20 protein-coding genes, 1 tRNA gene and 3 rRNA genes are annotated in these 25,755 nt (G+C 67.4%); 14 read left to right on the top strand and 10 right to left on the bottom strand.

Annotated elements, in window-relative coordinates; translation table 11 throughout:
• Nucleotides 1–6: 6 nt before the first annotated feature.
• On the bottom strand, nucleotides 7–1,818 hold the full coding sequence (locus NO364_RS12875) for a DEAD/DEAH box helicase family protein (RefSeq protein WP_257627708.1): 1,812 nt from the start codon (nucleotides 1,816–1,818) through the stop codon (nucleotides 7–9).
• A gap of 79 nt (nucleotides 1,819–1,897) precedes the next feature.
• Nucleotides 1,898–2,458 carry a TATA-box-binding protein gene (locus NO364_RS12870; RefSeq protein WP_157690455.1) on the bottom strand — a complete coding sequence of 187 codons (561 nt, stop codon included), beginning with the start codon at nucleotides 2,456–2,458 and terminating at the stop codon, nucleotides 1,898–1,900.
• A gap of 464 nt (nucleotides 2,459–2,922) precedes the next feature.
• Here NO364_RS12870 and NO364_RS12865 point away from each other — a divergent pair.
• The 5 genes from NO364_RS12865 (at nucleotide 2,923) to NO364_RS12845 (ending at nucleotide 10,023) form a co-directional block, all read left to right on the top strand.
• Nucleotides 2,923–4,392: ribosomal RNA gene (locus NO364_RS12865) — 16S ribosomal RNA — on the top strand.
• 132 nt (nucleotides 4,393–4,524) lie between these two features.
• Nucleotides 4,525–4,596, top strand: a tRNA-Ala gene (locus NO364_RS12860).
• A gap of 211 nt (nucleotides 4,597–4,807) precedes the next feature.
• A 23S ribosomal RNA gene (locus NO364_RS12855) occupies nucleotides 4,808–7,725 on the top strand.
• 126 nt (nucleotides 7,726–7,851) lie between these two features.
• A 5S ribosomal RNA gene (gene rrf, locus NO364_RS12850) occupies nucleotides 7,852–7,973 on the top strand.
• The 16S, 23S and 5S rRNA genes sit together here with 1 tRNA gene alongside, the layout of an rRNA operon.
• Before the next feature lie 196 nt (nucleotides 7,974–8,169).
• Nucleotides 8,170–10,023 (top strand): hypothetical protein, encoded by a 1,854-nt coding sequence (locus tag NO364_RS12845; protein WP_257627707.1) that lies wholly within the window; start codon nucleotides 8,170–8,172, stop codon nucleotides 10,021–10,023.
• A 9-nt stretch (nucleotides 10,024–10,032) separates the two neighbouring features.
• Here the strand turns inward: NO364_RS12845 and NO364_RS12840 are convergent, their stop codons facing one another.
• A complete protein-coding gene (locus NO364_RS12840) occupies nucleotides 10,033–10,398 on the bottom strand; it encodes a hypothetical protein (protein WP_157690457.1) in 366 nt (121 codons plus the stop codon).
• Nucleotides 10,395–10,688 (bottom strand): DUF8124 family protein, encoded by a 294-nt coding sequence (locus tag NO364_RS12835; protein ID WP_157690458.1) that lies wholly within the window; start codon nucleotides 10,686–10,688, stop codon nucleotides 10,395–10,397. Before NO364_RS12835 ends, NO364_RS12840 begins: the two co-directional genes overlap by 4 nt.
• A 134-nt stretch (nucleotides 10,689–10,822) precedes the next feature.
• Between NO364_RS12835 and NO364_RS12830 the strand changes: the two genes are divergently transcribed.
• Complete coding sequence (locus NO364_RS12830; RefSeq protein ID WP_257627706.1) at nucleotides 10,823–12,013, top strand: redox-regulated ATPase YchF; 1,191 nt, start codon at nucleotides 10,823–10,825, stop codon at nucleotides 12,011–12,013.
• Here NO364_RS12830 and NO364_RS12825 read toward each other — a convergent pair.
• Nucleotides 12,010–12,537, bottom strand: a complete 528-nt coding sequence (locus NO364_RS12825) for a CinA family protein (protein ID WP_157690460.1) — start codon at nucleotides 12,535–12,537, stop codon at nucleotides 12,010–12,012. The genes NO364_RS12830 and NO364_RS12825 overlap by 4 nt on opposite strands.
• A 67-nt stretch (nucleotides 12,538–12,604) precedes the next feature.
• Between NO364_RS12825 and NO364_RS12820 the strand changes: the two genes are divergently transcribed.
• Nucleotides 12,605–13,534 carry an NAD(P)-dependent oxidoreductase gene (locus tag NO364_RS12820; RefSeq protein WP_157691248.1) on the top strand — a complete coding sequence of 310 codons (930 nt, stop codon included), beginning with the start codon at nucleotides 12,605–12,607 and terminating at the stop codon, nucleotides 13,532–13,534.
• Between the two features lie 186 nt (nucleotides 13,535–13,720).
• Here the strand turns inward: NO364_RS12820 and NO364_RS12815 are convergent, their stop codons facing one another.
• The gene (locus NO364_RS12815; RefSeq protein ID WP_157690461.1) at nucleotides 13,721–14,152 is read right to left on the bottom strand and encodes a VOC family protein; all 432 of its coding nucleotides are present in this window, start codon (nucleotides 14,150–14,152) and stop codon (nucleotides 13,721–13,723) included.
• An 83-nt stretch (nucleotides 14,153–14,235) separates the two neighbouring features.
• On the opposite strand from NO364_RS12815, the gene cofG reads away from it, so the two are divergent.
• Entirely contained in the window at nucleotides 14,236–15,375 is a 1,140-nt protein-coding gene (gene cofG, locus NO364_RS12810; protein ID WP_257627705.1) for a 7,8-didemethyl-8-hydroxy-5-deazariboflavin synthase subunit CofG, read from the top strand.
• Here cofG and NO364_RS12805 read toward each other — a convergent pair.
• Both NO364_RS12805 and cofH read right to left on the bottom strand, forming a co-directional pair.
• Nucleotides 15,367–15,918 (bottom strand): metal-dependent hydrolase, encoded by a 552-nt coding sequence (locus tag NO364_RS12805; protein ID WP_425491993.1) that lies wholly within the window; start codon nucleotides 15,916–15,918, stop codon nucleotides 15,367–15,369. The genes cofG and NO364_RS12805 overlap by 9 nt on opposite strands.
• Before the next feature lie 4 nt (nucleotides 15,919–15,922).
• Nucleotides 15,923–17,293: a 7,8-didemethyl-8-hydroxy-5-deazariboflavin synthase subunit CofH gene (gene cofH, locus NO364_RS12800; protein WP_157690463.1), complete on the bottom strand. Its 1,371-nt coding sequence runs from the start codon at nucleotides 17,291–17,293 to the stop codon at nucleotides 15,923–15,925.
• Between the two features lie 106 nt (nucleotides 17,294–17,399).
• Here cofH and uppS point away from each other — a divergent pair, with 106 nt between their 5' ends.
• Entirely contained in the window at nucleotides 17,400–18,326 is a 927-nt protein-coding gene (gene uppS / locus NO364_RS12795) for a polyprenyl diphosphate synthase (RefSeq protein WP_157690464.1), read from the top strand.
• Between the two features lie 95 nt (nucleotides 18,327–18,421).
• Nucleotides 18,422–19,303, top strand: coding sequence for a mechanosensitive ion channel family protein (locus NO364_RS12790; RefSeq protein ID WP_157690465.1), 882 nt, complete (start codon nucleotides 18,422–18,424; stop codon nucleotides 19,301–19,303).
• Between the two features lie 69 nt (nucleotides 19,304–19,372).
• Here the strand turns inward: NO364_RS12790 and NO364_RS12785 are convergent, their stop codons facing one another.
• Nucleotides 19,373–19,981 (bottom strand): undecaprenyl diphosphate synthase family protein, encoded by a 609-nt coding sequence (locus tag NO364_RS12785; RefSeq protein WP_157690466.1) that lies wholly within the window; start codon nucleotides 19,979–19,981, stop codon nucleotides 19,373–19,375.
• A 107-nt stretch (nucleotides 19,982–20,088) separates the two neighbouring features.
• Here NO364_RS12785 and NO364_RS12780 point away from each other — a divergent pair, with 107 nt between their 5' ends.
• Both NO364_RS12780 and NO364_RS12775 read left to right on the top strand, forming a co-directional pair.
• A complete protein-coding gene (locus NO364_RS12780; protein WP_157690467.1) occupies nucleotides 20,089–21,408 on the top strand; it encodes a DUF92 domain-containing protein in 1,320 nt (439 codons plus the stop codon).
• Entirely contained in the window at nucleotides 21,405–21,815 is a 411-nt protein-coding gene (locus NO364_RS12775) for a GNAT family N-acetyltransferase (protein ID WP_257627704.1), read from the top strand. Before NO364_RS12780 ends, NO364_RS12775 begins: the two co-directional genes overlap by 4 nt.
• 10 nt (nucleotides 21,816–21,825) lie before the next feature.
• Here NO364_RS12775 and dnaG read toward each other — a convergent pair whose 3' ends face one another.
• Nucleotides 21,826–23,160, bottom strand: coding sequence for a DNA primase DnaG (dnaG, locus tag NO364_RS12770; RefSeq protein WP_257627703.1), 1,335 nt, complete (start codon nucleotides 23,158–23,160; stop codon nucleotides 21,826–21,828).
• A gap of 177 nt (nucleotides 23,161–23,337) precedes the next feature.
• Here dnaG and NO364_RS12765 point away from each other — a divergent pair, with 177 nt between their 5' ends.
• Nucleotides 23,338–24,744: a DUF6498-containing protein gene (locus tag NO364_RS12765; RefSeq protein WP_257627702.1), complete on the top strand. Its 1,407-nt coding sequence runs from the start codon at nucleotides 23,338–23,340 to the stop codon at nucleotides 24,742–24,744.
• A gap of 136 nt (nucleotides 24,745–24,880) precedes the next feature.
• Nucleotides 24,881–25,714 carry an MOSC domain-containing protein gene (locus NO364_RS12760; protein WP_157690470.1) on the top strand — a complete coding sequence of 278 codons (834 nt, stop codon included), beginning with the start codon at nucleotides 24,881–24,883 and terminating at the stop codon, nucleotides 25,712–25,714.
• Nucleotides 25,715–25,755: the final 41 nt, after the last annotated feature.

Genomic DNA, 25,755 nt, shown 5'->3' with positions numbered 1-25,755 from the left:
CCCCCCTCACTCCACGCCGCTCTCGGTCACGCGGATGCCCTTCTCCGCGAGGTGACGCATCTGGCGCTGGGCGAAATCCTCCTCGCTCGTCCCCCGCGTCGCCAGTACGTACACCGTCGCGCTCCCCGCGGGGCGCATCGTCCGCCCGGCGCGCTGGGCGCCTTGCCGGCGCGATCCGCCGAGCCCCGAGGCCACCACCGCCAGCTCCGCGTTCGGTAGGTCGATCCCCTCGTCGCCGACGCGGGAGACGACGAGCGTCCGGCGCTCGCCGTCCCGGAACGACGCGAACAGTCGGTCGCGCTCGTGGTGTGGCGTCTCGCCGCTCACGAAGGGCGCGTCGATGGCGGCGGCGATCTCGCGGCCGTGATCCAGCCAGTCGACGAACACGAGCGCCTTCGACGTCGGGTGTTCGGCGAGCAGGTGGCGCACCTCGTCGACCTTCGCCGGGTTCTCCGCCGCGATCCGGTGTTTCGCGCGCGGCTCCGCGCTCGCGTACGCGTTCCGTTCCTCGTCGTTCGCCCACGGCAGATACCTGATCTCTACCTCGGGTTCCTGGACGTAGCCGGCGTCGAAGAGCGCGTCCCAGTCGGTGCCGATCGGTGGTCCGACGAGCGTGTAGATATCCGTCTCCCGGTCGTCCTCGCGGACCGGCGTCGCCGAGAGGCCGAGGCGGTGTTTGCTCTGGAGGTCCGCGCTCCGCCGGTACACCTCGCTGGGGATGTGGTGGACTTCGTCGTAGACTATCAGCCCCCACTCCCGCCGGTCGAACAGGGCGCGGTGGCGGTCCATGCCCGCGACCTGGTAGGTGGCGATGGTAACCGGACGGATCTCCTTTTCGCCGCCGTGGTACTCCCCGATGTCGGCGGGATCGAGCGTCGTGTGTTCCAGCAGTTCCGTCCGCCACTGCCCGGCGAGTTCCCGGCTCGGCACGAGGATCAGCGTCTCGCCGCCGACGGCGACCAGCGCGCCGATGGCGGCGACGGTCTTTCCGCTCCCCGACGGCCCGACGAACACTCCCGCCCGCTGGTCGAGGAAGCGATCCACCCAGTCCCGCTGGTAGTCGCGAAGCTCGGTCCGGAGCTCGACGTCGAGGGGGTCGCCCGTTTCGAGATCACGTTCGTCGACGACGGGATAGCCCGACTCGTAGAGGATCCGCTTGATCGCCGCCTCGCTCCCCTCGACGACCCAGCTCTCGGTCTCGGAGATAGGGGCGTGGAGGTGCTCCTCGTCGAGTTTCTGCCTGGCGACGTTGCCCATCAGGCTCTCGCTCGCCGCCTCGAGCACCGTGTAGCCGTCCTCGTGGGTCCGCAGGGTGAACTGGCGCGCGCGGGTCCACTGGCGTTCGATCCACTCCTCCAGGTGTGGAGATCGTCGCGGGAGGACCGACCGGAGGGTGCCCAGGAAATCGTCGAGGTCGTCGAACGGCGCCGCCCACACGTCCTCCCGGCGGATCCGGTAGAGATAGCCCTTGGTTCCGGAGGTGTCGACCAGGTGGGCGACACGGGAGAGCTGGGCGCGGGTGTACTGGCTCGGCTGATCGACGACGAGTTCGCGGCGGTCCGGAAAGAGCACCACCCGTTCGCGGTCGGCTAGTCGGCCCCACTCGGCCGGATACCAGACCACGGGATCGGATTCGACATCGAGACGTTCGACGTCGCCGGCGGCGGCGAGACGGTCGAGTGCCTCGCTCGCGGCCGCCTGTGAACGATCGAGTCGGCGGGCGATCTGCTGGGCCGTCGCGACCGGCCGTCCCTCCGACTGTAACGCGTCGAGAAACGACTCCAGCGTGACGGCGTCGTCGGGTGGGTCCTCGGTCATCGGCCGCCGTAGGATCCCGACGGAGAAACGCGTTGTGACCCGCCGGTGACGACGCCCGCGACGCGGCCACCTACCGGGGCTACCCCAGAAGGCCCAGGTCGTCGATTCGGTCGACGATCACCTCGACCGCCTCGGCCGCGTCGACGGTCCGCTTCCCGCCCGTGATGACGATCTTTCCGCTGCCGAAAAGCAGGATGACCACGTCGGGATCGTCCATCCGATAGACCAGTCCCGGGAACTGCTCGGGTTCGTACTCCACGTCCTCCAGCCCCAGCCCGATGGCCAGCGCGTTGAGGTTGAGGGTATGTCCCAGATCCGCGCTGGAGACGATGTTCTGGACGGTGATCTCCGGATCCTCCTCGACCGGGATCTGTAGGTCGCGGAGCTTGCCGAAGATGATGCCGAGCGCCTCGTGCACGTCGTCGATGCTCTTCGCGCCCGTGCACACGATCTTGCCCGAGCGGAAGATCAGCGCCGCCGCCTTCGGTTCCTGCGTGCGGTAGACCAGTCCCGGGAAGTTGTCGGGGTTGAAGTCGGCTCCCGGGAGGTCCTCCGCCAAGGCCTCGAGGTCGAGTTCCTGTCCGATGCCCGTCGACGCCACCACGTTCTGAATCTCGATCGAATCTGCCGGATCACTCATCGTATGCGCGACATTGGGTCCCCCATCCTTATAAAGGACCACGGCAGGCCGACGAGCGGCGGGGTCGCCACGCGACCGGCACCCACGAGAGGGATCACCACGCAAATATCAGCGCGTCTGCCGATCTCGGCGGAGATCAGAGGGGTTAAGTATTAACCTCCACTCGGAATGTAATGCGAAGGGCGAGGGCGACGGTGCCCTCGGCCTCACTCGGACCGGTCAGACCGACCGGGCGATTCCCGGGCCCCGATCAACGGGCTTATGTGGGTCGCCCTCCTCGGTTCAGGTCCGAACGAAACATGAGGATTCCACCCCTGCGGTCCGCCGTAAGCCGGAATCTGATGTGAGCCTTGGTGGTTCGGTGTCACCCGGTCGATCCGGTGACCCGAACCACGGACCTCAGTGGTCTACACGACGCGGAAACATTACGTTTCCCGCCACCCCTCACTCGCAAGAGTGAGCCCATTCCGGTTGATCCTGCCGGAGGCCATTGCTATCGGGGTCCGATTTAGCCATGCTAGTCGTACGAGTTTACACTCGTGGCGAATAGCTCCGTAACACGTGGCCAAACCACCCTCCAGAGAACCATAACCTCGGGAAACTGAGGCTAATAGTTCATACCCGTCCCACGCTGGAATGCCGGGACGCGCAAATGTTCCGACGCTGGAGGACGTGGCTGCGGCCGATTAGGTTGACGGTGGGGTAACGGCCCACCGTGCCGATAATCGGTACGGGTTGTGAGAGCAAGAACCCGGAGACGGAATCTGAGACAAGATTCCGGGCCCTACGGGGCGCAGCAGGCGCGAAACCTTTACACTGCACGCAAGTGCGATAAGGGGACCCCGAGTGCGAGGGCATACAGTCCTCGCTTTTCAGTACCGTAGGGAGGTACTGGAATAAGAGCTGGGCAAGACCGGTGCCAGCCGCCGCGGTAATACCGGCAGCTCGAGTGATGGCCGATCTTATTGGGCCTAAAGCGTTCGTAGCCGGCCACGCAAGTTCATCGGGAAATCCGCCAGCCCAACTGGCGGGCGTCCGGTGAAAACTGTGTGGCTTGGGACCGGAAGACCCGAAGGGTACGTCTTGGGTAGGAGTGAAATCCCGTAATCCTGGACGGACCGCCGATGGCGAAAGCACTTCGGGAAGACGGATCCGACGGTGAGGGACGAAAGCCAGGGTCTCGAACCGGATTAGATACCCGGGTAGTCCTGGCCGTAAACGATGTCTGCTAGGTGTGACTCCCGCTACGAGCGGGTGTTGTGCCGTAGGGAAGCCGCTAAGCAGACCGCCTGGGAAGTACGTCCGCAAGGATGAAACTTAAAGGAATTGGCGGGGGAGCACTACAACCGGAGGAGCCTGCGGTTTAATTGGACTCAACGCCGGACATCTCACCAGCATCGACAACAGCAATGACGATCAGGTTGATGACCTTGTCAGAGCTGTTGAGAGGAGGTGCATGGCCGCCGTCAGCTCGTACCGTGAGGCGTCCTGTTAAGTCAGGCAACGAGCGAGACCCGCACTCCTAATTGCCAGCACCGGGTTCGCCCGGGTGGGTACATTAGGAGGACTGCCGTGGCCAACACGGAGGAAGGAACGGGCAACGGTAGGTCAGTATGCCCCGAATGTGCTGGGCTACACGCGGGCTACAATGGCCGAGACAATGGGTTCCAACCTCGAAAGAGGACGGTAATCTCCTAAACTCGGTCGTAGTTCGGATTGAGGGCTGAAACCCGCCCTCATGAAGCTGGATTCGGTAGTAATCGCGTGTCAGCAGCGCGCGGTGAATACGTCCCTGCTCCTTGCACACACCGCCCGTCAAAGCACCCGAGTGGGGTCCGGATGAGGCCGAGTTCCTCGGTCGAATCTGGGCTCCGCAAGGGGGCTTAAGTCGTAACAAGGTAGCCGTAGGGGAATCTGCGGCTGGATCACCTCCTACTGATCGGGACCATCCCTCCGGGATGGCCCACCACGTCCACTGCCGTCCACGGTTCGGCCACCGGGCCGACCGGGCGCCGTAGAACCACCAAGGCTCACACGTCTCGTCTCGCGTCTCCTCCACGGAGACCGGGCCCGTAGCTCAGCGGTAGAGCACCTCCTTTGCAAGGAGGACGCCCTGGGTTCGAATCCCAGCGGGTCCATGCCGACTCACCCGACGCCCGAATCGCACGCCTTAAGTGCACGACGGCGCTCGGTTGAGTCACGCAAGACCGATGCACCATCCCGCGAAAGCGCGGATGGGAAGGGTCGAACGCGCTCGCATCCACGAGAGCGTAATGAGACCGTATGTACGTGCGATCCAGGCGTCCACTGGACCCGACAGTCAAACCGGGTCACTAGTGTGACAAACCATCAATCTGGCTACTGTGCCAGCTGGTGAATGGCTCGGCTCGAGAGCCGACGACGGACGTGCCAAGCTGCGATAAGCCTCGGGGACCCGCATGGAGGGAAAGAACCGAGGATTTCCGAATGGGAATCCCCTCGCAATTGCTTCGCGCAATGGGGAACGCTCCGAATTGAAACATCTCAGTAGGAGCAGGAACAGAACGCAAACCGCGATCCCGTCAGTAACCGCGAGTGAACGCGGGCCAGTCCAAACCGAATCTCTTACGAGACATGTGGTGTCGGGCTGATCTTCAACATCCGACCCAACCCGAGAAGTCTCCTGAAACGGAGCGCGATACAGGGTGACAGCCCCGTATCGGGCTGCAGTACGATGGGAATCAGTCCCAGAGTAGCGGGGATTGGATATTCCTCGTGAACGTCCCAGGCATCAACTGGGAAGACTAAACACTCCTCGAGACCGATAGCGAACAAGTAGCGTGAGCGAACGCTGAAAAGTATCCCGAGAAGGGAACTGAAATAGAGCCTGAACTCAGCTGGCGATCGAGCGACGGGGCATACAAGGTCCTTCGACAAACGAACACGGGGCGACCCGTTAGTAGGACTCGAAGGAAGCCGATGTTCCGTCGTGCGTTTTGAAAAACGAACCAGGGAGTGCATTTGCTTGGCGAGCCTAACTCGACCATCGAGGAAGGCACAGGGAAACCGATACGGCCGCAGTCTTACGACCAGGGCCACCGTGTTCAAGCGCGGGGAGTCAAGCGGATGCGACCCGAAACCGGGTGATCTACGCGTGGGCAGGGTGAAGCGTACCGAAAGGCACGTGGAGGCCCGTTAGGGGTGGTGTCCTACAATACCCTCCCGTGACCTATGCGTAGGGGTGAAAGGCCCATCGAACCCGGCAACAGCTGGTTCCAGCCGAAACATGTCGAAGCATGACCTCACCTGAGGTAGTCCGCGAGGTAGAGCGACCGATTGGATGACCCGCCTCCGAGAGGAGTCGGCCATCCTGTCGAACTCCGAACTTGCGGACGCCACAGACGGTGGGAGTCCGGTGTGCGGGGTAAGCCTGTGCACCGTAAGGGAGACAACCCAGCGGTAGGTTAAGGTCCCCAAGTGTGGATTAAGTGCGATCGAAGGTGGTCCCGAGCCCTAGACAGCCGGGAGGTGAGCTTAGAAGCAGCTACCCTCTAAGAAAAGCGTAACAGCTTACCGGCCGAGGTTCGGGGCGCCCAAAATGATCGGGGCTCAAATCCACCACCGAGACCTACCCGTGTCCGTCACAGGACAATCGCGTAGGCTGGCACTCCGCTCGGGCGGAAGCACGGGAGAGATTTCGTGTGGACCGAGTGGTGACGATAATCCTGGTCACAGTAGCAGCGATAGTCGGGTGTGACACCCGACGGCCTTACGAGCAAGGGTTCCTCGGCACTGCTAATCAGCCGAGGGTTAGTCGATCCTAAGTCTCGCCGTAACTCGACCGAGACAACAGGGAAGCTGGTTAATATTCCAGCACCGCCACACATTGAAAGTCGACGCTTTGGGGACAACCGAGCCGGGCTTTCGCCCGGTCGAATCGAGTACATCCGTGGAAGCCGTAATGGCAGGAAGCGGACGACCCTCGAGACAGCGCAAGTCGGTCGTACCTAGAGCCCGTGAAAAGACGAGTGTGGTGATCGTACCGAGATCCGACACAGGTGCTCTGCCGGCAAAAGGCAAGGCCCGTCGGGAGCAACCGGCGTTAGGGAATTCGGCAAGTTAGTCCCGTACGTTCGCAATAAGGGATGCCTGCTCTGGAGAAGAGCAGGTCGCAGTGACTCGGGCGCTCCGACTGTCTAGTAACAACATAGGTGACCGCAAATCCGCAAGGACTCGTACGGTCACTGAATCCTGCCCAGTGCGGGTATCTGAACACCGAGTACAATCGGACGAAGGACCCGTCAACGGCGGGGGTAACTATGACCCTCTTAAGGTAGCGTAGTACCTTGCCGCTTCAGTAGCGGCTTGCATGAATGGATCAACGAGAGCGCCACTGTCCCAACGCTGGGCCCGGTGAACTGTACGTTCCAGTGCGGAGTCTGGAGACCCCCAAGGGGAAGCGAAGACCCTATAGAGCTTTACTGCAGGCTGTCGCTGAGACGTGGTCGCTACTGTGCAGCATAGGTAGGAGGCATTACACAGGTACCCGCGCTAGCGGGCCACCGAGCCAGCATTGAAATACTACCCGGTAGTGACTGCGACTCTCACTCCTGGCGGAGGACACCGGTAGCCGGGCAGTTTGACTGGGGCGGTACGCGCTCGAAAAGATATCGAGCGCGCCCGATGGTCTCCTCATCCGGGTCGGAAACCCGGAAGAGAGCGCAAGAGCACAAGGAGGCCTGACAGTGATCTTCCCAACGAGGATCGCTGACGCGAAAGCGTGGTCTAGCGAACCCACGAGGTTCATTTATGGGACCCGTGGATGACAGAAAAGCTACCTTAGGGATAACAGAGTCGTCACTCGCAAGAGCACATATCGACCGAGTGGCTTGCTACCTCGATGTCGGTTCCCTCCATCCTGCCCGTGCAGAAGCGGGCAAGGGTGAGGTTGTTCGCCTATTAAAGGAGGTCGTGAGCTGGGTTTAGACCGTCGTGAGACAGGTCGGCTGCTATCTATTGGGGGTGTTGAAGGTACCTGACGGGAACAGGCGTATAGTACGAGAGGAACTCCGCCTGGGTGCCACTGGTGTACCGGTTGTCTGAAAAGGCAGTTGCCGGGCAGCCACGCACCACGGGGTAAGAGCTGAACGCATCTAAGCTCGAAACCCACCTGGAAAAGAGGTACCACCGAGGACACTCGTAGAAGACGAGTTAGATAGACTCGGGGTGTACGCGTCAAGGCAACGAGACGTTCAGCCCGCGAGCACTAACAGTCCGAGCCACATTCATTGGATTTCGCACTGTGACCCGATTCGATTTGACCGTCGGGTCCAGGCGCTAACTGGATCGCACGTACATACGGTTGGACCCTACCGGCATTGGCATCGCGACGGTTCGATTCCGTCGGTCGGCATGAAGGCGGCCAGAGCGGCGGGGAAACACCCGTACCCATCCCGAACACGGACGTTAAGCCCGCCTGCGTATCGGGCAGTACTGGAGTGGGCGACCCTCTGGGAGTGCCGATTCGCCGCCTCACCACTCATACTCACGTTGGCGAGCGACGGCACCGTCGCTCGCCGTCTTTCATACGTCGACCAGCGACCGCCACGCGGTTCGGGTTCCGTCGGACGAATTAAACCCGATTTAATCGGCGTGAAACCGCGTAAACCCGGCCAAACCGGGGTTCAGCGCTGTCCCGATTTAACGGGGTGGGGGTACACCGATCGGACGGAATGAACACGCAACGAACCGGTGCGATACTGATGGCAGTCGTGTTGCTGGTGTCGGCGGTGGCCCCGGCCGCGGTGGCGGCACAGTCGGGGTCGCTGTCCGTCGACGTGACACAGGACGAAGAGACGGGCGACGCGACGGTGACGGTCACGAGTAACGGAACGGCCGTCGAGAACGCGACGGTGAACGTGACGACGGAGAACGGAACGTACGCGGGGACCGGCGAGTACACGACCGACGCGAACGGAACGGTGTCGCTGCCCGAACCGGACGAGTCGGTGACGGTCTCCGTGGAGGCGACCTATGAGGGCGCGAACGCGACGACGACGGCCGATCTCGATCCCGTCCTCGACGTGAGCGTCGCGGAGGCGGACGACGGCTCGTCGGTCGTGACGGTCACGCGCGGGAACGACACGGTCGAGAACGCGACGGTGAACGTGACCGCCGACGGCAACGAGACGTACGCAGGTGCGGGCGAGTACACGACCGACGCGAACGGGACGGTGTCCCTGCCTGCGCCCGAGGAGCCGGTGACGGTCTCCGTGGAGGCGAGGGCCGGCGGTGAGACGGCGACGACGGCCGCGACGCTCGATCCTTCCCTCGACGCGTCCGTGACGGGCGCCGACGACGGGTCGGTCCTCGTGACGGTCACGCGCGGGACCGAAACGGTGGAGAACGCGACGGTGAACGTGACTGCGAACGCGACGTACGCCGACGCGGGCGAGTACACGACCGACGCGAACGGGACGGTCGCGCTTGCCAACCCGTCGGAGCCGGTCGAACTGACGATCACGGCGACGGCCGACAACGACACGGCGTCGACGTCGGTGGTCGTCCAGCCGGTCGAGACGCTCGCGGTGGGCGTGAACCAGGCCGACGACGGGACGGTGACCGTGTCGGTCGGTCGGCTCGGCGAACCGGTCGCGAACGCGACGGTCGAGGTGACGGCCACGGATAACGGCACCTACGCCGGCGCCGGCGAGTACGAGACCGGCGAGAGCGGGACCGTCGTGTTGCCCGCGCCGTCGGAGAACGTGACGGTGACGGTCACCGCGACGGAGGGCGGCGAGTCGGCCACGACGACGACCGAACTGTCGCCGCCGGAGTCGACCGGCCCGTTCGGGCAGGTCGTCTCGGCGTTCGTCGACGCGCTGAAGGGGTCGGGCTTCAGCGGCCCGCTCGGACAGCAGGTCTCGGAGTTCGTGACGAACAACAACCCCTCCGACAACGCCAGCGAACGCGGTCCGCCGGAGAGCGCGGGTCCGCCGGCCGACGCTGGCCCGGATCGGGGCGCGGACGAGGATGACGACGGGAACGAGACCGACGACGAGGGCAACGAGTCCCGGATCGTCCCCGCCGGTCCGCCCACCGAGACGCCGGGCAACTCCGGATCGGCTCCGGATCAGTCCGACGGGAACGAATCGGACGACGCGCCGGGCAACTCCGGATCGGCCCCGGGTCAGTCCGATGGTGAGGACGACGAGAGCGAAGACGAATCGGACGAAGAGGAGAGCGAAGACGAATCGGACGAAGAGGAGAGCGAAGACGAATCGGACGAAGAGGAGAGCGAAGACGAATCGGACGAAGAGGAGAGCGAAGACGAATCGGACGAAGAGGAGAGCGAAGACGAAGAAGAGAGCGAAGACGAAGAAGAGAGCGAGAGCGAGGACGAAGAAGAGAGCGAGAGCGAGGACGAAGAAGAGAGCGAGAGCGAGGACGAAGAAGAGAGCGAGGACGAAGCCAACGAGGCAGACGACGAGGCCGATGACGACGATGACGGCGGTAACGGTAATGGCAACGCCGGCGGGAACGGCAACGCTGGCGGCAACGGCAACGCCGGCGGCAACGGCCGGTAACTGACGCGATCACTCCTCCGTTCGGTCGTCGAGGGCGGCGTCGAGCGTCGCCGGCGAGCAGTTCGCGAGGTCGGCGGCCCGGTCGAGCGACAGGTTTCGCGAGCGGACGGCGGCGGCCGCGCCGGCGAGGACGAACGGGTCGGCGTCGGTGCCCGGAACCCACGCCCGTTCGTCGAGCGAGCGGTCGCGCTCGGCCGCGAGCGATCCGATGGCCAGGAGTGTAGCGGCGAGTGGATCGACGGGCCGTTCGCTCGTGTCACCGTCGTCGTCGGGGGTTGCGGCATCGACGACGCCGGCGAGGGCGAGGGCGGGTTCCGGATCGTCGCCGACGAGCGCGCGGTCGATGGCGGCCGTCCGGAGCTCCTCGAAAGTCACGTCTCGGGCAGGGAGAGGTCGTGGTCGACGACGGTTCCGTCGGGCGTCAGCGTCACCGTTCCGAGTTCGACGCGTTCGCCCGCGTCGGCGACCCGACCGACCGCCCCGAGCGTTCGCTCCCGATCGAGTCGCTCCCAGACGGCCTCCTCGACGAGTCGCTGGAAGGCGTCGCGGTCGTCCCAGGGGGCCGTGAGGTTCGAGGGGACGTGGACGAGAAACCGGAGGGCGTCGTCGTCGACGCCGATGCTGACGCCGAAGGTGTCGGCCGGCGCCTCGGAGTCGTCGGTCATACCCGCGTTCGGTGCGCCGGCGACATAACTGGGGCGGTCGTCCGCGCCCGGCGAGTCGTGTGTCGTGTGAGTGACTGACTGTCGGACTGCGGCGGGATGGCGGCGTTTTTGCCCCGCCGTCGCGGACTGGGGGCATGAGCTACGCCATCGGACTCGTCGGCAAGCCCTCCGTGGGCAAGTCGACGTTCTTCAACGCGGCGACGATGAACGACGTGCCCGAGGGGGCGTATCCGTTCACGACAATCGACCCGAGCGTCGGAGAGGCCTACGCCCGCGTCGACTGTGCGGCCCCGGAGTTCGGCGAGACCTGCACCCCGAGCGTCGGCTACTGCGACGACGGCACGCGGTTCGTCCCGGTGCAACTCGTCGACGTCGCCGGCCTCATCCCCGGCGCCCACGAGGGGAAGGGCCTCGGCAACCAGTTCCTGAGCGACCTCAACGAGACGGACGTCCTGGTCCACGTCGTCGACTTCTCGGGGAAGACCGACAGCGAGGGCGAACCCACCGAGGGTCACGACCCGCGCGACGACATCGACTTCCTGGAGGCGGAGCTCGACCAGTGGTACCTGGAGATATTGGAGAAGGGAATCGAGCGGTTCGAGACGAAATACCACGGCGCCGACGCGGCCATCGAGGCGGACCTGGCCGAGCAGATGAGCGCCTTCCGGACGAACGAGGACGAGATCAAGCAAGTGATCCTCTCGTTGGGGCTCGAACTCGACCCCGGGACGTGGGACGGGACGGACCGCGAGTCGCTGGCCCGGGAGATCCGCAAGCGTACCAAACCCATCGTGATCGCGGCGAACAAGATCGACGACCCCGCGGCGGCGGCGAACTTCGAGGCGGTCCGGAACGACCCCGACTACGACCACCTCACCGTCGTGCCGGCGAGCGCCCACGCGGAGAAGGCCCTGAAGGCCGCCGACGAAGCGGGAACGATCGACTACCGGCCGGGCGACGACGACTTCGACGTGACGGGCGAGCCGAGTGACGAACAGGCCGAGGGCTTGGAGCGGATCGGCGACCTGCTCGCCGAGTACGGCGGCACGGGCGTACAGGCGTCGCTGGAGACGGCGCTGTTCGACGCGCTCGACCTCATCGCGGTGTTCCCGGGGAGCGACGACGGGTCGACGAGCGAGAAGGGAACCTTCCGCGACTGTTTCCTCCTGCCCGAGGGGTCGACCACGGCGGATTTCGCCCACCACATCCACTCGGACCTGGGCGAGGGGCTGCTCCACGGTATCGACTGCCGCTCGTCGCGGCAGATCGGCGGGAGCCACGAACTCGACGACCGCGACGTGGTCGAGCTGGTGACGACGAACTAGCCCATCGCGGCCAGCGGGGCTAGGAGGGCTCGCCGAGCGCTCTCGGATTTGACCGCCCAGCGGTCGCCGTCGACGACGTGGCGTTCGGCGCGGACGAAGGAGTCGCCGCTCCCCCAGGGGGCGGCGTGGGCGACGCCGACGAAGAGGAGGCCGACGGGTTTCTGGTCGGTGCCGCCGTCGGGGCCGGCGATACCGGTGGTCGAGACACCCCAGTCCGTCCCCGCCGTGTCGCGGACGCCCTGTGCCATCTCGCGGGCGACGGGCGCGGAGACGGCGCCGTGGTCGTCGAGCGACTCCCGGCTCACCCCGAGGTCGGTCAGTTTGGCGTCGTTCGAGTAGGCCACCACGCCCCGGTCGAAGTGCTCGCTCGATCCGGGGACGTCGGTCAGTCGCGAGCCGACGAGCCCGCCGGTGAGGGATTCGGCGACGGCGAGGGTCTCGTCGCGCTCCCGGAGGCGCCGGCCCAGGCGGCGTTCGGGTGCGTCGTCGGCCGGTCCGCAGTCGGTCGGTGTGTCGGCTGTCATACCCTCCGGTTCGACGCCGACGCCCATCAATCGCGTGCCGCGCGGAGTGCTCACATCCGACTCATTTATGTCGGGCGAGGTGAGTGAAACCCACATGGCAGACGAGACGATCGCGTTCGTCGGACTGGGGATCATGGGCGGACCGATGGCGAAGAACCTGCTCGATGCGGGCTACACCGTGATCGGGCACAACCGGTCGCAGGAACCGGTCGACGAACACGTCGCCGCCGGCGGCGAGGCGGCCGAGACGCCGAAGGAAGCGGCCGAACGCGCCGACGTGACGATCATGTGTCTCCCCGACCACGACGTCGTCGCGGAGGTCATGCGCAAGGAGGACGGCGTGCTCGCCGGCCTGAGCGAGGGCGACGTGGTGATCGACAACTCGACCATCTCGCCGATCGTGACGGAGGAACTCGCCGCGGAGGTCCGCGACCGGGGCGCCCGGATGCTCGACGCGCCGATCAGCGGCGGGGAAGAGGGCGCCATCGAGGCGTCGCTCTCGATCATGGTCGGCGGCGACGAGGAAATCCTGGAGGAGTGTCGCCCCATCCTCGAGGTCATGGGCGAGACGATCACCTACTGCGGCGACAACGGCGCCGGACAGGTCACCAAGGCGTGCAACCAGATCGTCGTCGCGGGGACGATGGAGGCCGTCAGCGAGGCGCTCGTGTTCGCCTACAAGGCCGGTGCGGACCTGGAGGCGGTCGTCGACGCCATCAGCGGCGGCGCCGCCGGCTGCTGGACGCTCGACAACCGCGCCCCGAGCATGATTCAGGGCGACTTCGAACCCGGGTTCTTCGCCGACTACCAGTACAAGGACCTCCGGATCGCCACCGACGCCGGCGAGGCGTACGGGGCGCCGATGCCCCAGACCGAACTCGTTCACGAGATGTACAAGTCGATGGTCGAGACCGGGCGCGGCAAGGACGACAACTCCGGCGTGATGCAGGTGATCGAGGATCTGGCGGGTGTCGAAGCGCGTGTCGAAGACGAGTAGTACTCTTCGGGACCGGTTCGACGGAGCGCGTGTCGAAGACGAGTAGTACTCTTCGGGACCGGTTCGACGGAGCGCGTGTCGAAGACGAGTAGTACTCTTCGGGACCGGTTCGACGGAGCGCGTGTCGAAGACGAGTAGTACTCTTCGGGACCGGTTCGACGGAGCGCGTGTCGAAGACGACCGGCCCTATTCGACGTCGTCGTGGTCCATCAGGGACCGCTCCCGGTCCGCGGGCGCGGGGTCGTAAGTGACGATTTCGAGCAGGTTCCCCGACGGATCGAGGAAGTAGAACCCCTCGAACTCGCCCCAGTCGTAGGGACCTTGGTTCGGAAACTGGCCGTCGAGGTGGTCCATCAGCGACGCGTAGGTCTCGCGGTCGGTCTCGAAGGCGACGTGAGCCTTGTCGAGCGGGTGATCGAGTCCCCGGTCGTCCCACCGCTCGCCGCGCCCCGTCTCGACGAGCGTGACGACCGTCCCTCCGTCGGTTTCGAACATGACGTGTTCCCCCTTGAACTCCTCCGGCGGGCGCAGGAGGTCGAGGTCGAGGACGTCGCGGTAGAAGGCGTACGCGGCGTCGAGGTCGTCCACGTCGAGGTTGATGTGATCGACGGCGTCCATGTCGCCACTGGTCGGCCGGTCCCGATATAGGTTTTCCCTCCACACCGTGAGGGTTTTTTATCGTCGGGCGACGAGCGGAGGCCATGTCACGGGCTCCCGAGACCGACGACGAGCGGGTTGATCCCGACGCGCTGGTCGACGCCGACGCCGTCGACGACCTGCTCGCCGTGACGCCGGCCGACGTCGACCCGGCGCCGGAACTCACCTTCGCCCGGAACGTCTTCCTGCCGTTGACGACCGCCTGCCGGTACACCTGCACGTACTGTACCTTCTACGACGTGCCCGGCGAGGCCACCCTGATGCCGCCCGAGGCGATCCGTGAGCAACTCCACTTCGGCGCCGAAGCCGGCTGCACCGAGGCACTCTTCACCTTCGGCGACGCCCCGGACGAGCGGTACACGGCCGTCCACGACCAACTCGACGACTGGGGGTACGAAACCGTCCTCGACTACCTCTACGACGCCTGCGAGATGGCCCTCGACGTGGGCTTGCTCCCACACAGCAACCCCGGCGACCTGCGCGCCGACGAACTGGACCGGCTCGCCGAGGTCAACGCCAGCATGGGGGTGATGCTGGAGACGACGGCCGACGTCGACGCCCACGCGGGGGCGCGACGGAAGACCCCCGAGCGCCGCCTGGGGACGATCCGTGCCGCGGGCGAGGTGGCCGTCCCCTTCACCACCGGGATCCTCGTCGGCATCGGCGAGTCGCGGCGCGACCGGGCGGAGAGCCTGCTGGCGATCCGCGAACTCCACGACCGCTACGACCACGTCCAGGAGGTGATCGTCCAGCCGGTCGTGCCCAACGAGCGCTCGGATTTCGACCGGCCGGGCGTCCCGACCATGCGCGAGACGGTGGCGATGGCGCGGGTCGCCCTCCCCTCCGAGGTGTCCGTGCAGGTGCCGCCGAACCTCGCGCCGACCCGCGACCTGCTCGACTGTGGCGTCGACGATCTGGGCGGCGTCTCGCCGGTCACCGACGACTACATCAACCCCGACTACGCGTGGCCGGCGGTCGAGGAACTGTCGGCGCTCGCGGCGGAGGCGGGCGTCCCCCTCCGCGAACGGCTGCCGACACACGACCGGTACCTGCCGGCGGCGTACCGATGCGGGGCGGTCACGCCGGCCGAGAGCGAGGTCGACCGGGAGTGGCTCCGCCCCGCGATCAGGGAGGCGCTCCGTGCGGACGACGACGCCGGCCGCCGGTATCGCGCCCTACAGTAACCGCTCCTCGACGGCCGGCAGGTGCTTTCTGACGAGCGTGTAGGCGCCGCCGACGGCGATGAGCGCGAGGGCGACGCGCCGGACCGTCGGCCCGAAGGTGACGAGGCCGGGCGCGAGCAGGCAGACCGTGAGCAGGTAATCCTCGGGCGCGCCGTCGTAGCGAACCCAGTACCGTGGCGCGATCCACCGACTCCGGGAGTGGAGATAGACCGCCTCCGCGGAGGTTCGCTCCCACGGGCGGGCCTCCGTCCCCGCACCGAAGACGTCGCTGACGGAGTGGACGGCCGCCGAGAGGAGAAACCAGGCGGCCGCGACGGTCGCGGTACCGGGCGCCAGGGCGGCCGCGGCGAGCGCCGGAACCGCGCCGAGCCAGTAGTAGTCGGGGAAATGGAGGGTCCGGCGGTGGATCCCGGCCACGAGGTCCAAATCCGGGAAGATCCCGCCGATCATCGCGGCGAGCGCCGCGGCCGGTGCCAGTTCCGGCGCCAGGACCGTCAGCGGCAACGCGAGCAGGAGGCCGACGGCCGCGTGGGTCGTCGCCATCATGTCAGTCGTCCGCCGTGGGCGCCGATCCACCGAGCATCGGCGTCCCGTCGGCGTGCGGGCCGAGGCGGGGGCCGTGTGGGGCCTCGTCGGGGTCGATCGGCCGCCGTCGCTCGTAGTCGGTCGAGCGCTCGACCGGCCGGCGGCCGATCGCCGTCACCATGTCGACGTAGTCGGCGACCGAGCGGAACTCGCCGTAGTCGCCGCCGGCGCGTTTGGTGATCTCTTCGGAGAGCAGCGTCCCCATGAAGTCGTTGGCACCACAGGAGAGGGTCTTCAGCGACTTCGCGTCGCCGAACTTCACCCACGAAGTCTGGATGTTCTCGACGTTGTCGAGAAAGAGCCTGGAGACCGCGATCATGAGTTCGTCCTCGGCGTCGGTCGCGCCGCCGTCGACGAGCCCCTGCTCGTAGAGCGGCGTCCGCTGGTGAATGAACGAGAGGGGGACGAACTCCGTGATGCCGCCCGTTCGGTCCTGCAGGTCGCGCACCCGCTTCAGGTGCAGGGCGCGGTGCATCTCGTTTTCGACGTGTCCGTACATGATCGTCGCGGTGACAGGGAGGCCGGCGGCCATCGCCCCCTCCATCGCGTCCAGCCACTCCCCCGTGTCCATCTTGCCCGGACAGATCACCTCGCGTACCTCGTCGACGAGGATTTCGGCGGCGGTGCCGGGCGCGCTGTCGAGGCCGGCGTCCCGGAGTCGCCGGTAGACGTCCTCGTAGGACCAGTCCGTGCCGCGGCGGGCGTGGTAGGCCTCTTCAGGGGTTATCGAGTGGACGTGGACGCCGTCGACGGACATCGCGCGGATCTGCTCGGCGTAGGTGCCCGGCGAGGTGGTGTACGCCTCGGGTGGGCGGTAGTTCACCGCCTCGGGATCCGCGGCGGATTCGAGCAGTTCGCGGTGGTCGGCATCGAGGGCGAAGGCGGGGTGGAGGCCGCTGACCGAGCACACCTCGGAGATCCCCAGTTCGACGGCCTCGGCGACCGCCTCCCGGGATTCGGACGGCGTCTTCGTGAACCCGCCGTGGTCCTCGTCTGCGTCGGCTTCGAACGCCGACGCGCGATCCTTGAAGTTACAGAACAGACAGCCCGTGTCACAGGCCGTCGTGACGTTGTTGTTGAGGTTGGCGACGAAGGTGACGTCGTCGCCGACCATCTCGGCGCGTCGGCGGTCGGCCGCCTCCAGAACCGCCTCCTTGCGGGCGGGATCGATCCCTTCACGGTCGGTGCCGGTCGTCAGGAGTTCCACCCCGTCGGCGACGGTGAGTCGGACGCCGTCTCGGGCCTTCGCCAGCGCGTTCTCGAAGTGCTGGTCGGTCGCCGGGACGTGGTCGAACTCGACCCCCTCGACCGCCGGGGCGGACGGGTCGCTCATCGTCGGAGGGGAGGCGCCCGAGGCTAATAGGGGTTGTCGTCACGGGGCCACGCGCCCGACCCGGAATGTCAAAAGATCCATACCGGTCGGCGCCGTCGGACCGACCATGCATTCGCGGGTCCGGAACTGGCTCGACCGCGCTTACGAGCGGCTCCTCCGTCGCGATATCGGCGACGGCCCGGACCACGTCGCCATCATCATGGATGGCAACCGACGGTACGCCCGCGAACGGGGCGACGAGGCCACCGCCGGCCACCGCGAGGGCTCCCGGACGACCGAGCAGGTGCTCCGCTGGTGTCAGGACCTCGGGGTCGAGGAGCTCACGCTCTATGCCTTCTCGACGGAGAACTTCGACCGACCGCAGGCGGAGCGCGAACACCTGTTCGACCTGATCGAGTCGAAACTCCGGGAGTTCGCCGACGCCGAGGGCGTCCACGAGAACCGGGTGTGCATCCGGGCGCTCGGCGAAATCGATCGCCTGCCCGAGCGCGTCCGCGAGGCGGTCGCCTACGCCGAGCGACGGACCGAGGACTACGACCGATTCCGGCTGAACGTCGCGGTGGCGTACGGGGGCCGGGCGGAACTGCTCGGGGCCGCCCGCGACACGCTCGCGGCGGTCGACGAGGGCTGTCTCGATCCCGCCGACGTCGACGTCGCGGAGATCGAACGGCGCCTGTACGCCCGTCCCGTCCGCGACGTCGACCTGATCGTCCGCACGGGCGGTGCCGAGCGCACGAGCAACTTCCTGCCCTGGCACGCCAACGGCAACGAGGCCGCCGTCTTCTTCTGTGCGCCCTACTGGCCGGAGTTCTCGAAGGTGGACTTCCTGCGGGCGATCCGGACCTACGAATCCCGCGAGGCGTCGTGGCGACACACCCGCACCGAGCGGGCGGTCGCGCTGGTCCGTGCGGTCGCCGGCTCCTCGCTCGTCGAGACCCGCGAGGTAGTCGGGCGTCTCCGCGAGAAGCTCCCTCACGGCGGCGCCGAGCAGGTGGCGGCCGAACTCGACCGGCAGGATCGAACCGCCGAGTGACACCGTCCGGAGCGATCCGGTCGCCGGAGCACGGGTCGATCGTGCGGGCGCGACGACGGCGGTAGCTTTGTACCGTCGGCCCGTGATCGCCGCACATGTCCGTCATCGCACAGGTGACGACCACGCCGCCACCGGTCGTCGGGCCGGGAGGACTTGCCGACTACCGTCCACTCCTCGTCCGTGGCGCCTGGTTTCTGGTGGGGTTCGTCGTCGTCACCCTCGTCGGCTGGTTCGTCGTCGAACCGCTGATCGCGCGGTACGTCGAGCGGCGCAACCGGAACAACCCGACGATCAGGGAGGCGGTCTCGCGGTACGTCCGCCTGCTCTCGCTCGTGGTCGCCTTCTTCGCCGCGGCCGGCTTTGCGGGCTACGGCGACCTAGTCGGCGACTCCGCGCTCGTCATCGCCGCCGGGACGCTCGCCGTCGGCGTGGCCGGACAGACGGTCATCGGCTCCATCGTCAGCGGCCTCGTCCTCGTCGCCGACTCCGAGTTCAACGTCGGCAACTACATCGAGTGGACGGACGGGGAAGGGACGGTCCAGTCCATCACGCTCCGCGTGACGCGCGTGCTCACCCCCGACGGCGAACTCATCACGGTGCCGAACACGACCCTCACCGGGCAGGCGATCACCCGCCCGTACGGCCGGAAGCGCCGCCGGATCGTCGAACGCGTCGGCATCGCGTACGAGGCCGACGTGGGCGACGCCCTCGACACCCTCACCGCGGCGACGACGGCCGTCGAAGGGATCGAAGGGGAGCCGACGCCGAAGGCCTACGTCGACGAGTTCGGCGGCGACGCCGTCGTGCTCCGGGTCCACTACTGGCTCGACGACCCGCGACGGCAGGACGTCCTCGCCGTCCGATCGGCCTACGCCCGCGAGATCAAGGCGCGTCTCGACGCGGCCGGCATCGCGATCAGCCCCGCGTCGAAGCGGGAACTGCAGGGACGGATCGAGGTCGGGGACGTGTCGACGTGATTCGGTCTATCGACCGAACGAGGGACTCGCCACCGCTCGTCCCTCGACGTTTGGACGCTTCGCTCGCGCTCAGCGTCCAAACCTCCGCTGGCGGTTCTGGTAATCGATGACCGCCCGGAGGTAGTCGCGCTTTCGCAGGTCCCGCCAGTTCACGTCGGTGAAGTACAGTTCGGAGTAGACGGACTGCCAGATCATGAAATCCGAGAGCCGTTCGGCGCCCGTCTTGATCAGCAGGTCGGGTTCGTCCGGGAAGACGAGTCGGTCCTCGACGTCCGTCTCGTCGACGTCCTCCGGGTCGACGCGACCCTCGTCGACCGCCTCGGCGAGCGACCGGACGGCGGCGGCGAACTCGCCTTTGCCGCCGAGGCCGACGTTCACTTGGACGGGCGCGGCGACGGGTTCCGTGTCGTCGGGGCCGCGGACGGCGAGCGGACGCGGCGCGTCGATGGAACGCAGTTCGCGCTCCAGCGTCGGCACCACCGCCTCGTCGAGGACGCTCACCGAGACGGTGACGCGGTCGGCGCCGTACTCGAAGGCCCAGCGCAGGACGCGTTCGAGTCGGTCGTACGCCCCCTGCTCCAGCAGGTCGCGCTCGGTGAGCACGAGGGCGACGTGGGCGGGCGGGTCGCCGTCGTGGAGCCGCTGCCTGAGCGCGAGATAGCGGTCGTACAGTCCCACGGTGGAGGGAGGAAACGGTCGCTCAAAAGGTCACGGATTCGGCGGACTGCCGGGCGTGAGCGGGGCGTGTCGGGAGCGTTAAGTGGCCGTCGGGGATACCGGTGGGTGTGACGTCCACCCTTCGTCGGGCAGGGGGGTTCGCGGTCGTCGGGACGCTCGCGCTCGCCGCCCCCGAACTCGGGCGGGCGGCCGCCGCCCCCTTCGCGATCGTGGCGCTCCTCGCCGCGTTCGTCGTCGACGAGGGACCGGTGTTCGAACTCTTCGCCCGACCGCAGGACCGACGCGACGGCCGGCTCAACGGCCTCGCGGGGTTCGCGCTCGCGGCGACGGGCCTCGCCCTCCTCTCGACGATCCCCCAGCGGTCGATGCCGACCGACGTCTTCGTCGCCGCCGTCTTCGTCGTCGCCTACGGCAGGGTCGGCGCCCGCGTCGTCGAACGGCTGGACACGACGAAGGACCCGGGACGGACGACCGCCGGATACGGCATCGCCGCCTTCCTCGCCGCGCTCGTCGGCCAACTCGCCGTCGGGTGGAACCTCGGAACGCCTCCCGCGCTCCCCGCCGTCATCTTCCTCGCGGCCGCGGGCGCCCTGGTCGCGGCGCTGCTGCGCTCGATCCTCTACGCGCGCGACGACCCGCTGGTGATGCTCTCGGTCGGCCTCCTACTCTGGCTGTTCGACGCCATCGGCGTCGACGCGGCGCTTCCCGAGGTCGGGGTCGCCCTCGCGGTGACGGTCGCGCTCGGCTACCTCTCCTATCGGACCGGGACCGCGTCGGTCCCCGGGATGGTGACCGGCGTGTTGCTAGCCCTGCTCACCCTCGTCTTCGGCGGCGTGGGGTGGTTCGCCGTCCTCATCGCCTTCTTCGGCATCGGTGGTCTCTCCGCGAAGTACCGCTACGAGGAGAAACGCTCCCGCGGCGTCGCCGAGGACAACGAGGGCGCCCGCGGCAGCGGGAACGTCCTCGGCAACGCCGCCGTGGCGCTGGTGGCCGTCATCGGCTTCGCCGCCAGCGGCAGCATGCCGATGGACGGCGAACTCTTCCGCTTTGCCTTCACCGGATCGCTCGCCGCCGCGATGAGCGACACCCTCTCCAGCGAGATCGGCGTCCTGTTCGACAACCCGCGGCTCATCACGACCCTCAAGCGGGTCGATCCCGGCACCGACGGCGGGATCACCTGGCAGGGCTACGTCGTCGGCGTCGTCGGCGCCGCGGTCGTCTCGGGGGTCGCCGTCGGCTTCTTCGCGTTCGGATCGCCGTGGCTCGCCGCCCTCGCGGTCGTCGCCGGCGGCGTCACGGGAATGACCGTCGACAGCCTCCTCGGGGCGACCCTCGAGGGCGGCCGGGTCGGCAACCAGACCGTCAACTTCCTCGGCACGTTCGCGGGTGCGGTCGCGAGCGCCGCGTTCGCCGCCCTGCTGCTGTGATCCGCCACGCGCGGCCGACCGACGCCCCCACGCTCGCCCGTCTCCAGACTTACCTCCGCGAACCGAGTCCGGGACTGCTCGACGCCGCCCTCGACGCCGACGCGTACTCGCCGGCCACGGTCTTGGTCGCCACGGCCGACGACGGCCGCCCGGTCGGGTACCTGCTCGCGGTCCCCGGCGACGGGACGACCTACGTGGCGGAGCTGGTCGTCGACCCCGACCACCGCCGCGAGGGAATCGCGACCGCGTTGCTGTCGGCGTGTGCCGCCCGCTCCGAGCGACTCACTGTCACCGTCGCCCCCGACGACGAAGCGGCGCGGTCGCTGTACCGTCGCTGTGGCTTCGAGGAAGCGCGCCGCCTGCCCGACTTCTTCGCGGACGGCGCGGCGATCCTGTACCGACGGTAGCCCGCCGGGGTCAGTCGGCCGCCGCCAACTGATCGACCGTCCGCACTCGGACGTCGACGGGCGTCTTGACCATCTCGTCCGAGGACCGGGCGACGAACTGCTCGACGCCACGCTGGGCCGCCACGTCGAGCAACCGCTGTGTGAGTTCGCCGTCGAGGACGACGGCGTACGGGACCGGATCCGTCCCCGACACCGCGTCGAAGGCGTCGGCCGCGGGCACCGTCTCGATGATCTCGAAGGTGTCGTCGAGGAGGCGTGCCGACCCCGTCTCGGACTCGATCACCGCCCGCACGTGACCTCGGAGCGTCGACGGGTCGTCCCGGACCGTCCCGTTCGAGTCGGGGGGGTCGTCGTCGACGTCGGGATCGGCGGTCTCGTCCGCGTTCGCCGTGGCGCCCGCGTCGTCGGTTTCGCCGTCCGTCCCCTCCGTCTCGGAGCGAGCCGTCTCGAGCGTCGATGCGGTGGCCGCCGACGCGGCCGCGGTCGGGACCGACTCCACGGTGTCGTCGTTCCCGTCGACGGCGGGTGCCGGTTCCTCGTTATCGAAGAGGTCGCCGTACGGCGTCTTATCGCGGAGCGCGGACATGACCTCGTGGCGTTCGAGGTCCTCGACCGACTGGCCCTCCGGTGCGAAGACGACGTAGTCCACGTCGCCCACCTGCGCGAGTTCGCGCAGGATGAGTTCGCCGCCCCGGTCACCGTCGAGGAAGGCGGTGACGGTCCGCTCCTCGGTCAGGTCTGCCACCGTGTCGGGCACGTTCGTCCCCTCGACGGCCACGGCGTTCTTGACGCCGTACTGCAGGAGCGTGAGCACGTCCGCGCGTCCCTCGACGACGATGACCGCGTCGGCGTCCGCCACCCGCGGCCCGGCGGGGAGGCCGCGATACTCGGTGATGTCGTCGATCCGGACGCTCTCGCGGACCTCCTCCAGGATCTTCGAGGAGTCCATGACGCTCTCGTCGAACGACCCCGCGAGCAGTTCCTTCGCGCGGTCGATGACCTTGCGGCGTTTCGCCTCGCGGACGTCCTCGATGTTCGTCACCTCGACGGAGGCCTGACAGGGACCGACCCGGTCGATGGTTTCGAGCGACGCGGCGAGGATGGCCGTCTCCACCTTGTCGAGGCTGCTGGCGATGGTGATTCGTCCGAACGACTGTCCGTTCTCGCTGTCGATCTGGACGTCGATACGACCGACTTTGGAGGACTGCTGGAGGTCACGGAGGTCGAGTTCGTCGCCGAGCAGACCCTCCGTCTGCCCGAAGACGGCGCCGACGACGTCGCTCCGCTCGACGACGCCGTCGGCCGCGATCGATGCGTGAATGAGATATTTGGCTGTGTCGTCCATTGATGATCCCCTCGGAGGGGCGATGATGGTGATGATGACACATGGGGCGACCCATGTACGCATATATACTTTTCGGGCGGACGGGAAATACCTGTCGTACTCCGTACCGCCCGTCCCCGGTCGATACGACCGCGACCGGTTCGTACATGGCGGTCGCTCCCGATCGGTCCAGTACGGATGGGTTCCCCGCGGATTCGCCCGGACGCCGCGACCGTCGTCGCGGCCGGTCTGCTCGCCGTGATCGGTGCCAACCTCCTTCCCCTGGTCGGCGTCCTCGCCTGGGGGTGGGACCTCACGTCGTTGCTGATCGTCTACTGGGTCGAGGCGCTCGCGACGGTCCTCCTGGCCGCCCTGAAGGCGCTCTTCGCCGAACGTGGATCCCCGTCGGTCCCGGGCGGGATCGAGCCGTTACACGAACTCCGGGCGAAACGCGGCGGCTGGCAGCCTCGGGACGGGTGGCCGCCGATCTATCCGCGGAACGTCCCGTTCGCGCTGTCGATACTCGGGTTCTGGGTCGTGACCGTGTGCCCCCTCACCTTCCTCTATCTGTCCTGGGTTTCCCCGACGGCCGCCCTCTCGCCGTCGCTCGGTCTCAGCATCGTGGCCCTGCTCGTGGCCCAAGCGTCGTCGTTCGTCTCCGAGTACGTCGGCGACGAGCGGTACCGGGACGTCTCCGCTCGGGAGGTCCTGCGGACGCCGGGACTGTTAGGGCTGGTGATCGTCACGCTCGGCTGGCTGGGCACCGCCGGCCGCGCGGGCGGCCTCGTCGTCCTCGCCGGGGCCGTCCTCGCGAAGACCGGCGTCTCGGCGTCCCGCTTCTACGCCGACCGCGTCGGGCGACCGATCCTTCACCTCGGCGAGCGATTCGGCGGCGGCGCGGCGTTCAGTGAGCCACCACCGGAACTCGACGTGCCCGAGGCCGCCGTCATCGCGAGGGTCGCCGCCGACCGCCGATCGGTCCTGCTCGGGAGCGTCGGCGCCATCGGTTTCGGTTTCGTGCACCGCCTCGGCCTGTGCACCCTCGCGGCGTTCGGGTTCGCGCTCCTCGTCCGGGACCCCCCGTTGATCGCCGTCACGGGCCTCGCCGTCCTCGCCGTCGTCGCCGCGCGGGTACTCAGCTACTACCTCCGGTACGGCACCGTCGAGTACCGGCGTCGTGGCGACGCGCTCGTCGCCTACGACCGCCTCCTCGATGCGCCACAGTGGATCGTCTCCGTTGAGCCGACGATGGACGTGTCGGTGCGAAACGCCATCGCCGACCGACTGCTCGGGACGGGCACCCTCGTCGTCTCGGGCGTCGACTCGGTCGATCGGGACGAGGTTCGCCTGGGGCCCGTCCGCGACGTCGACCGTGCGGTCGAGCGACTCGACCTCCCGGTCGCGCGGACGGACCGACCGGATCGCGATCCGGCCGCCATCGCCGCTTGCGCGGGCCTGTCCCTCCTCTTTCTCGCCGTCCCCGCCGGCCTGTTTCTCACGCCCCGGGTCGAGACGTCGACGGCGGTCGGGGTCTCCGTCGCCTTCGGTCCCTTCTTCGTGTTGCTGGTCGGCGTCCTCGTCTGGGCTGCGCTCTCGCGGATCTGATACGGAGTATTGTAACTGTTCACCGGTGGTTCGCCGGACCGTTCTGGCGAACCACCGGTACTGACTTACGATACACAGTCTGGGGCGGCGGCGTTCGAACCAACGATTATCCGACCCTCGACCGTATCGGGGCTCGATGGCACACATCGAACGGCTGCGATGCTATCCGGTCAAGGGACTCGACGGGATGTCGATCGAATCGGCGCGGCTCACCGAGGCGGGGACGGTGGCCGGCGACCGCGAGTACGCCATGTGCGACCCCGCCGCGGGCGCCATCGAGACTGGTGAGGGGATACAGACGCTCGCGTACAACGGCAAGCAGACCGACCGCATCCACGCCCTGCGGACGACGTTCGACCCCGAGGCGAGCACGCTGACCGTCGACCCCGCGGACGACGAGCGACGGCGCTTCGACCTCTCGACCGACGACGGCCGGGCGGCCGCGAGCGAGTGGTTCGGCGAGTTCGTCGGCGAACCCGTCGATTTCCGCGGGCGCGAACCGCCGGCGTTCGTCGACCGCCCCGACGCCGGCCCCTCGGTGATCAGCACGGCGACCCTCGAAGCGGTGGCGTCGTGGTTCGACGACATGACCGTCGATGGGGCCCGCCGCCGTCTCCGGGCCAACGTCGAAGTCGGCGGCGTTCCCGCGTTCTGGGAGGACCGGTTCGTCGGTCCGGACGCGCCGGAGTTCGTCGTCGACGGCGGCGACGGCCCGGTCCGCTTCGAGGGCGTCGAACCCTGTGCACGGTGTGTCGTCCCCTCACGCGACCCCGAGACGGGCGACCCGCTCCCCGACTTCCGCGAGCGGTTCGTCGAGCGCCGGGAGGCGACCTTTCCCGAGTGGGCCGACCCCGAGGCCTTCCCCCACTACTACACGCTCATGCTCATCTCGCGGGTGCCGGAGGCGGATCGTGGGGGAGCGATTTCGGTCGGTGACGAGGTTCGCGTCTCCGATCAGGGCGGGCGCTGACGCGGGGGCCGTCGCTCCCGAATCGGGGGGTTATATGTGCT

The organism is Haloplanus salinarum (assembly GCF_024498175.1).
Taxonomy (GTDB): domain Archaea; phylum Halobacteriota; class Halobacteria; order Halobacteriales; family Haloferacaceae; genus Haloplanus; species Haloplanus salinarum.
The sequence above is the reverse complement of the archived record's forward strand: the minus strand, read 5'-3'. Positions and strand labels throughout refer to the sequence as shown.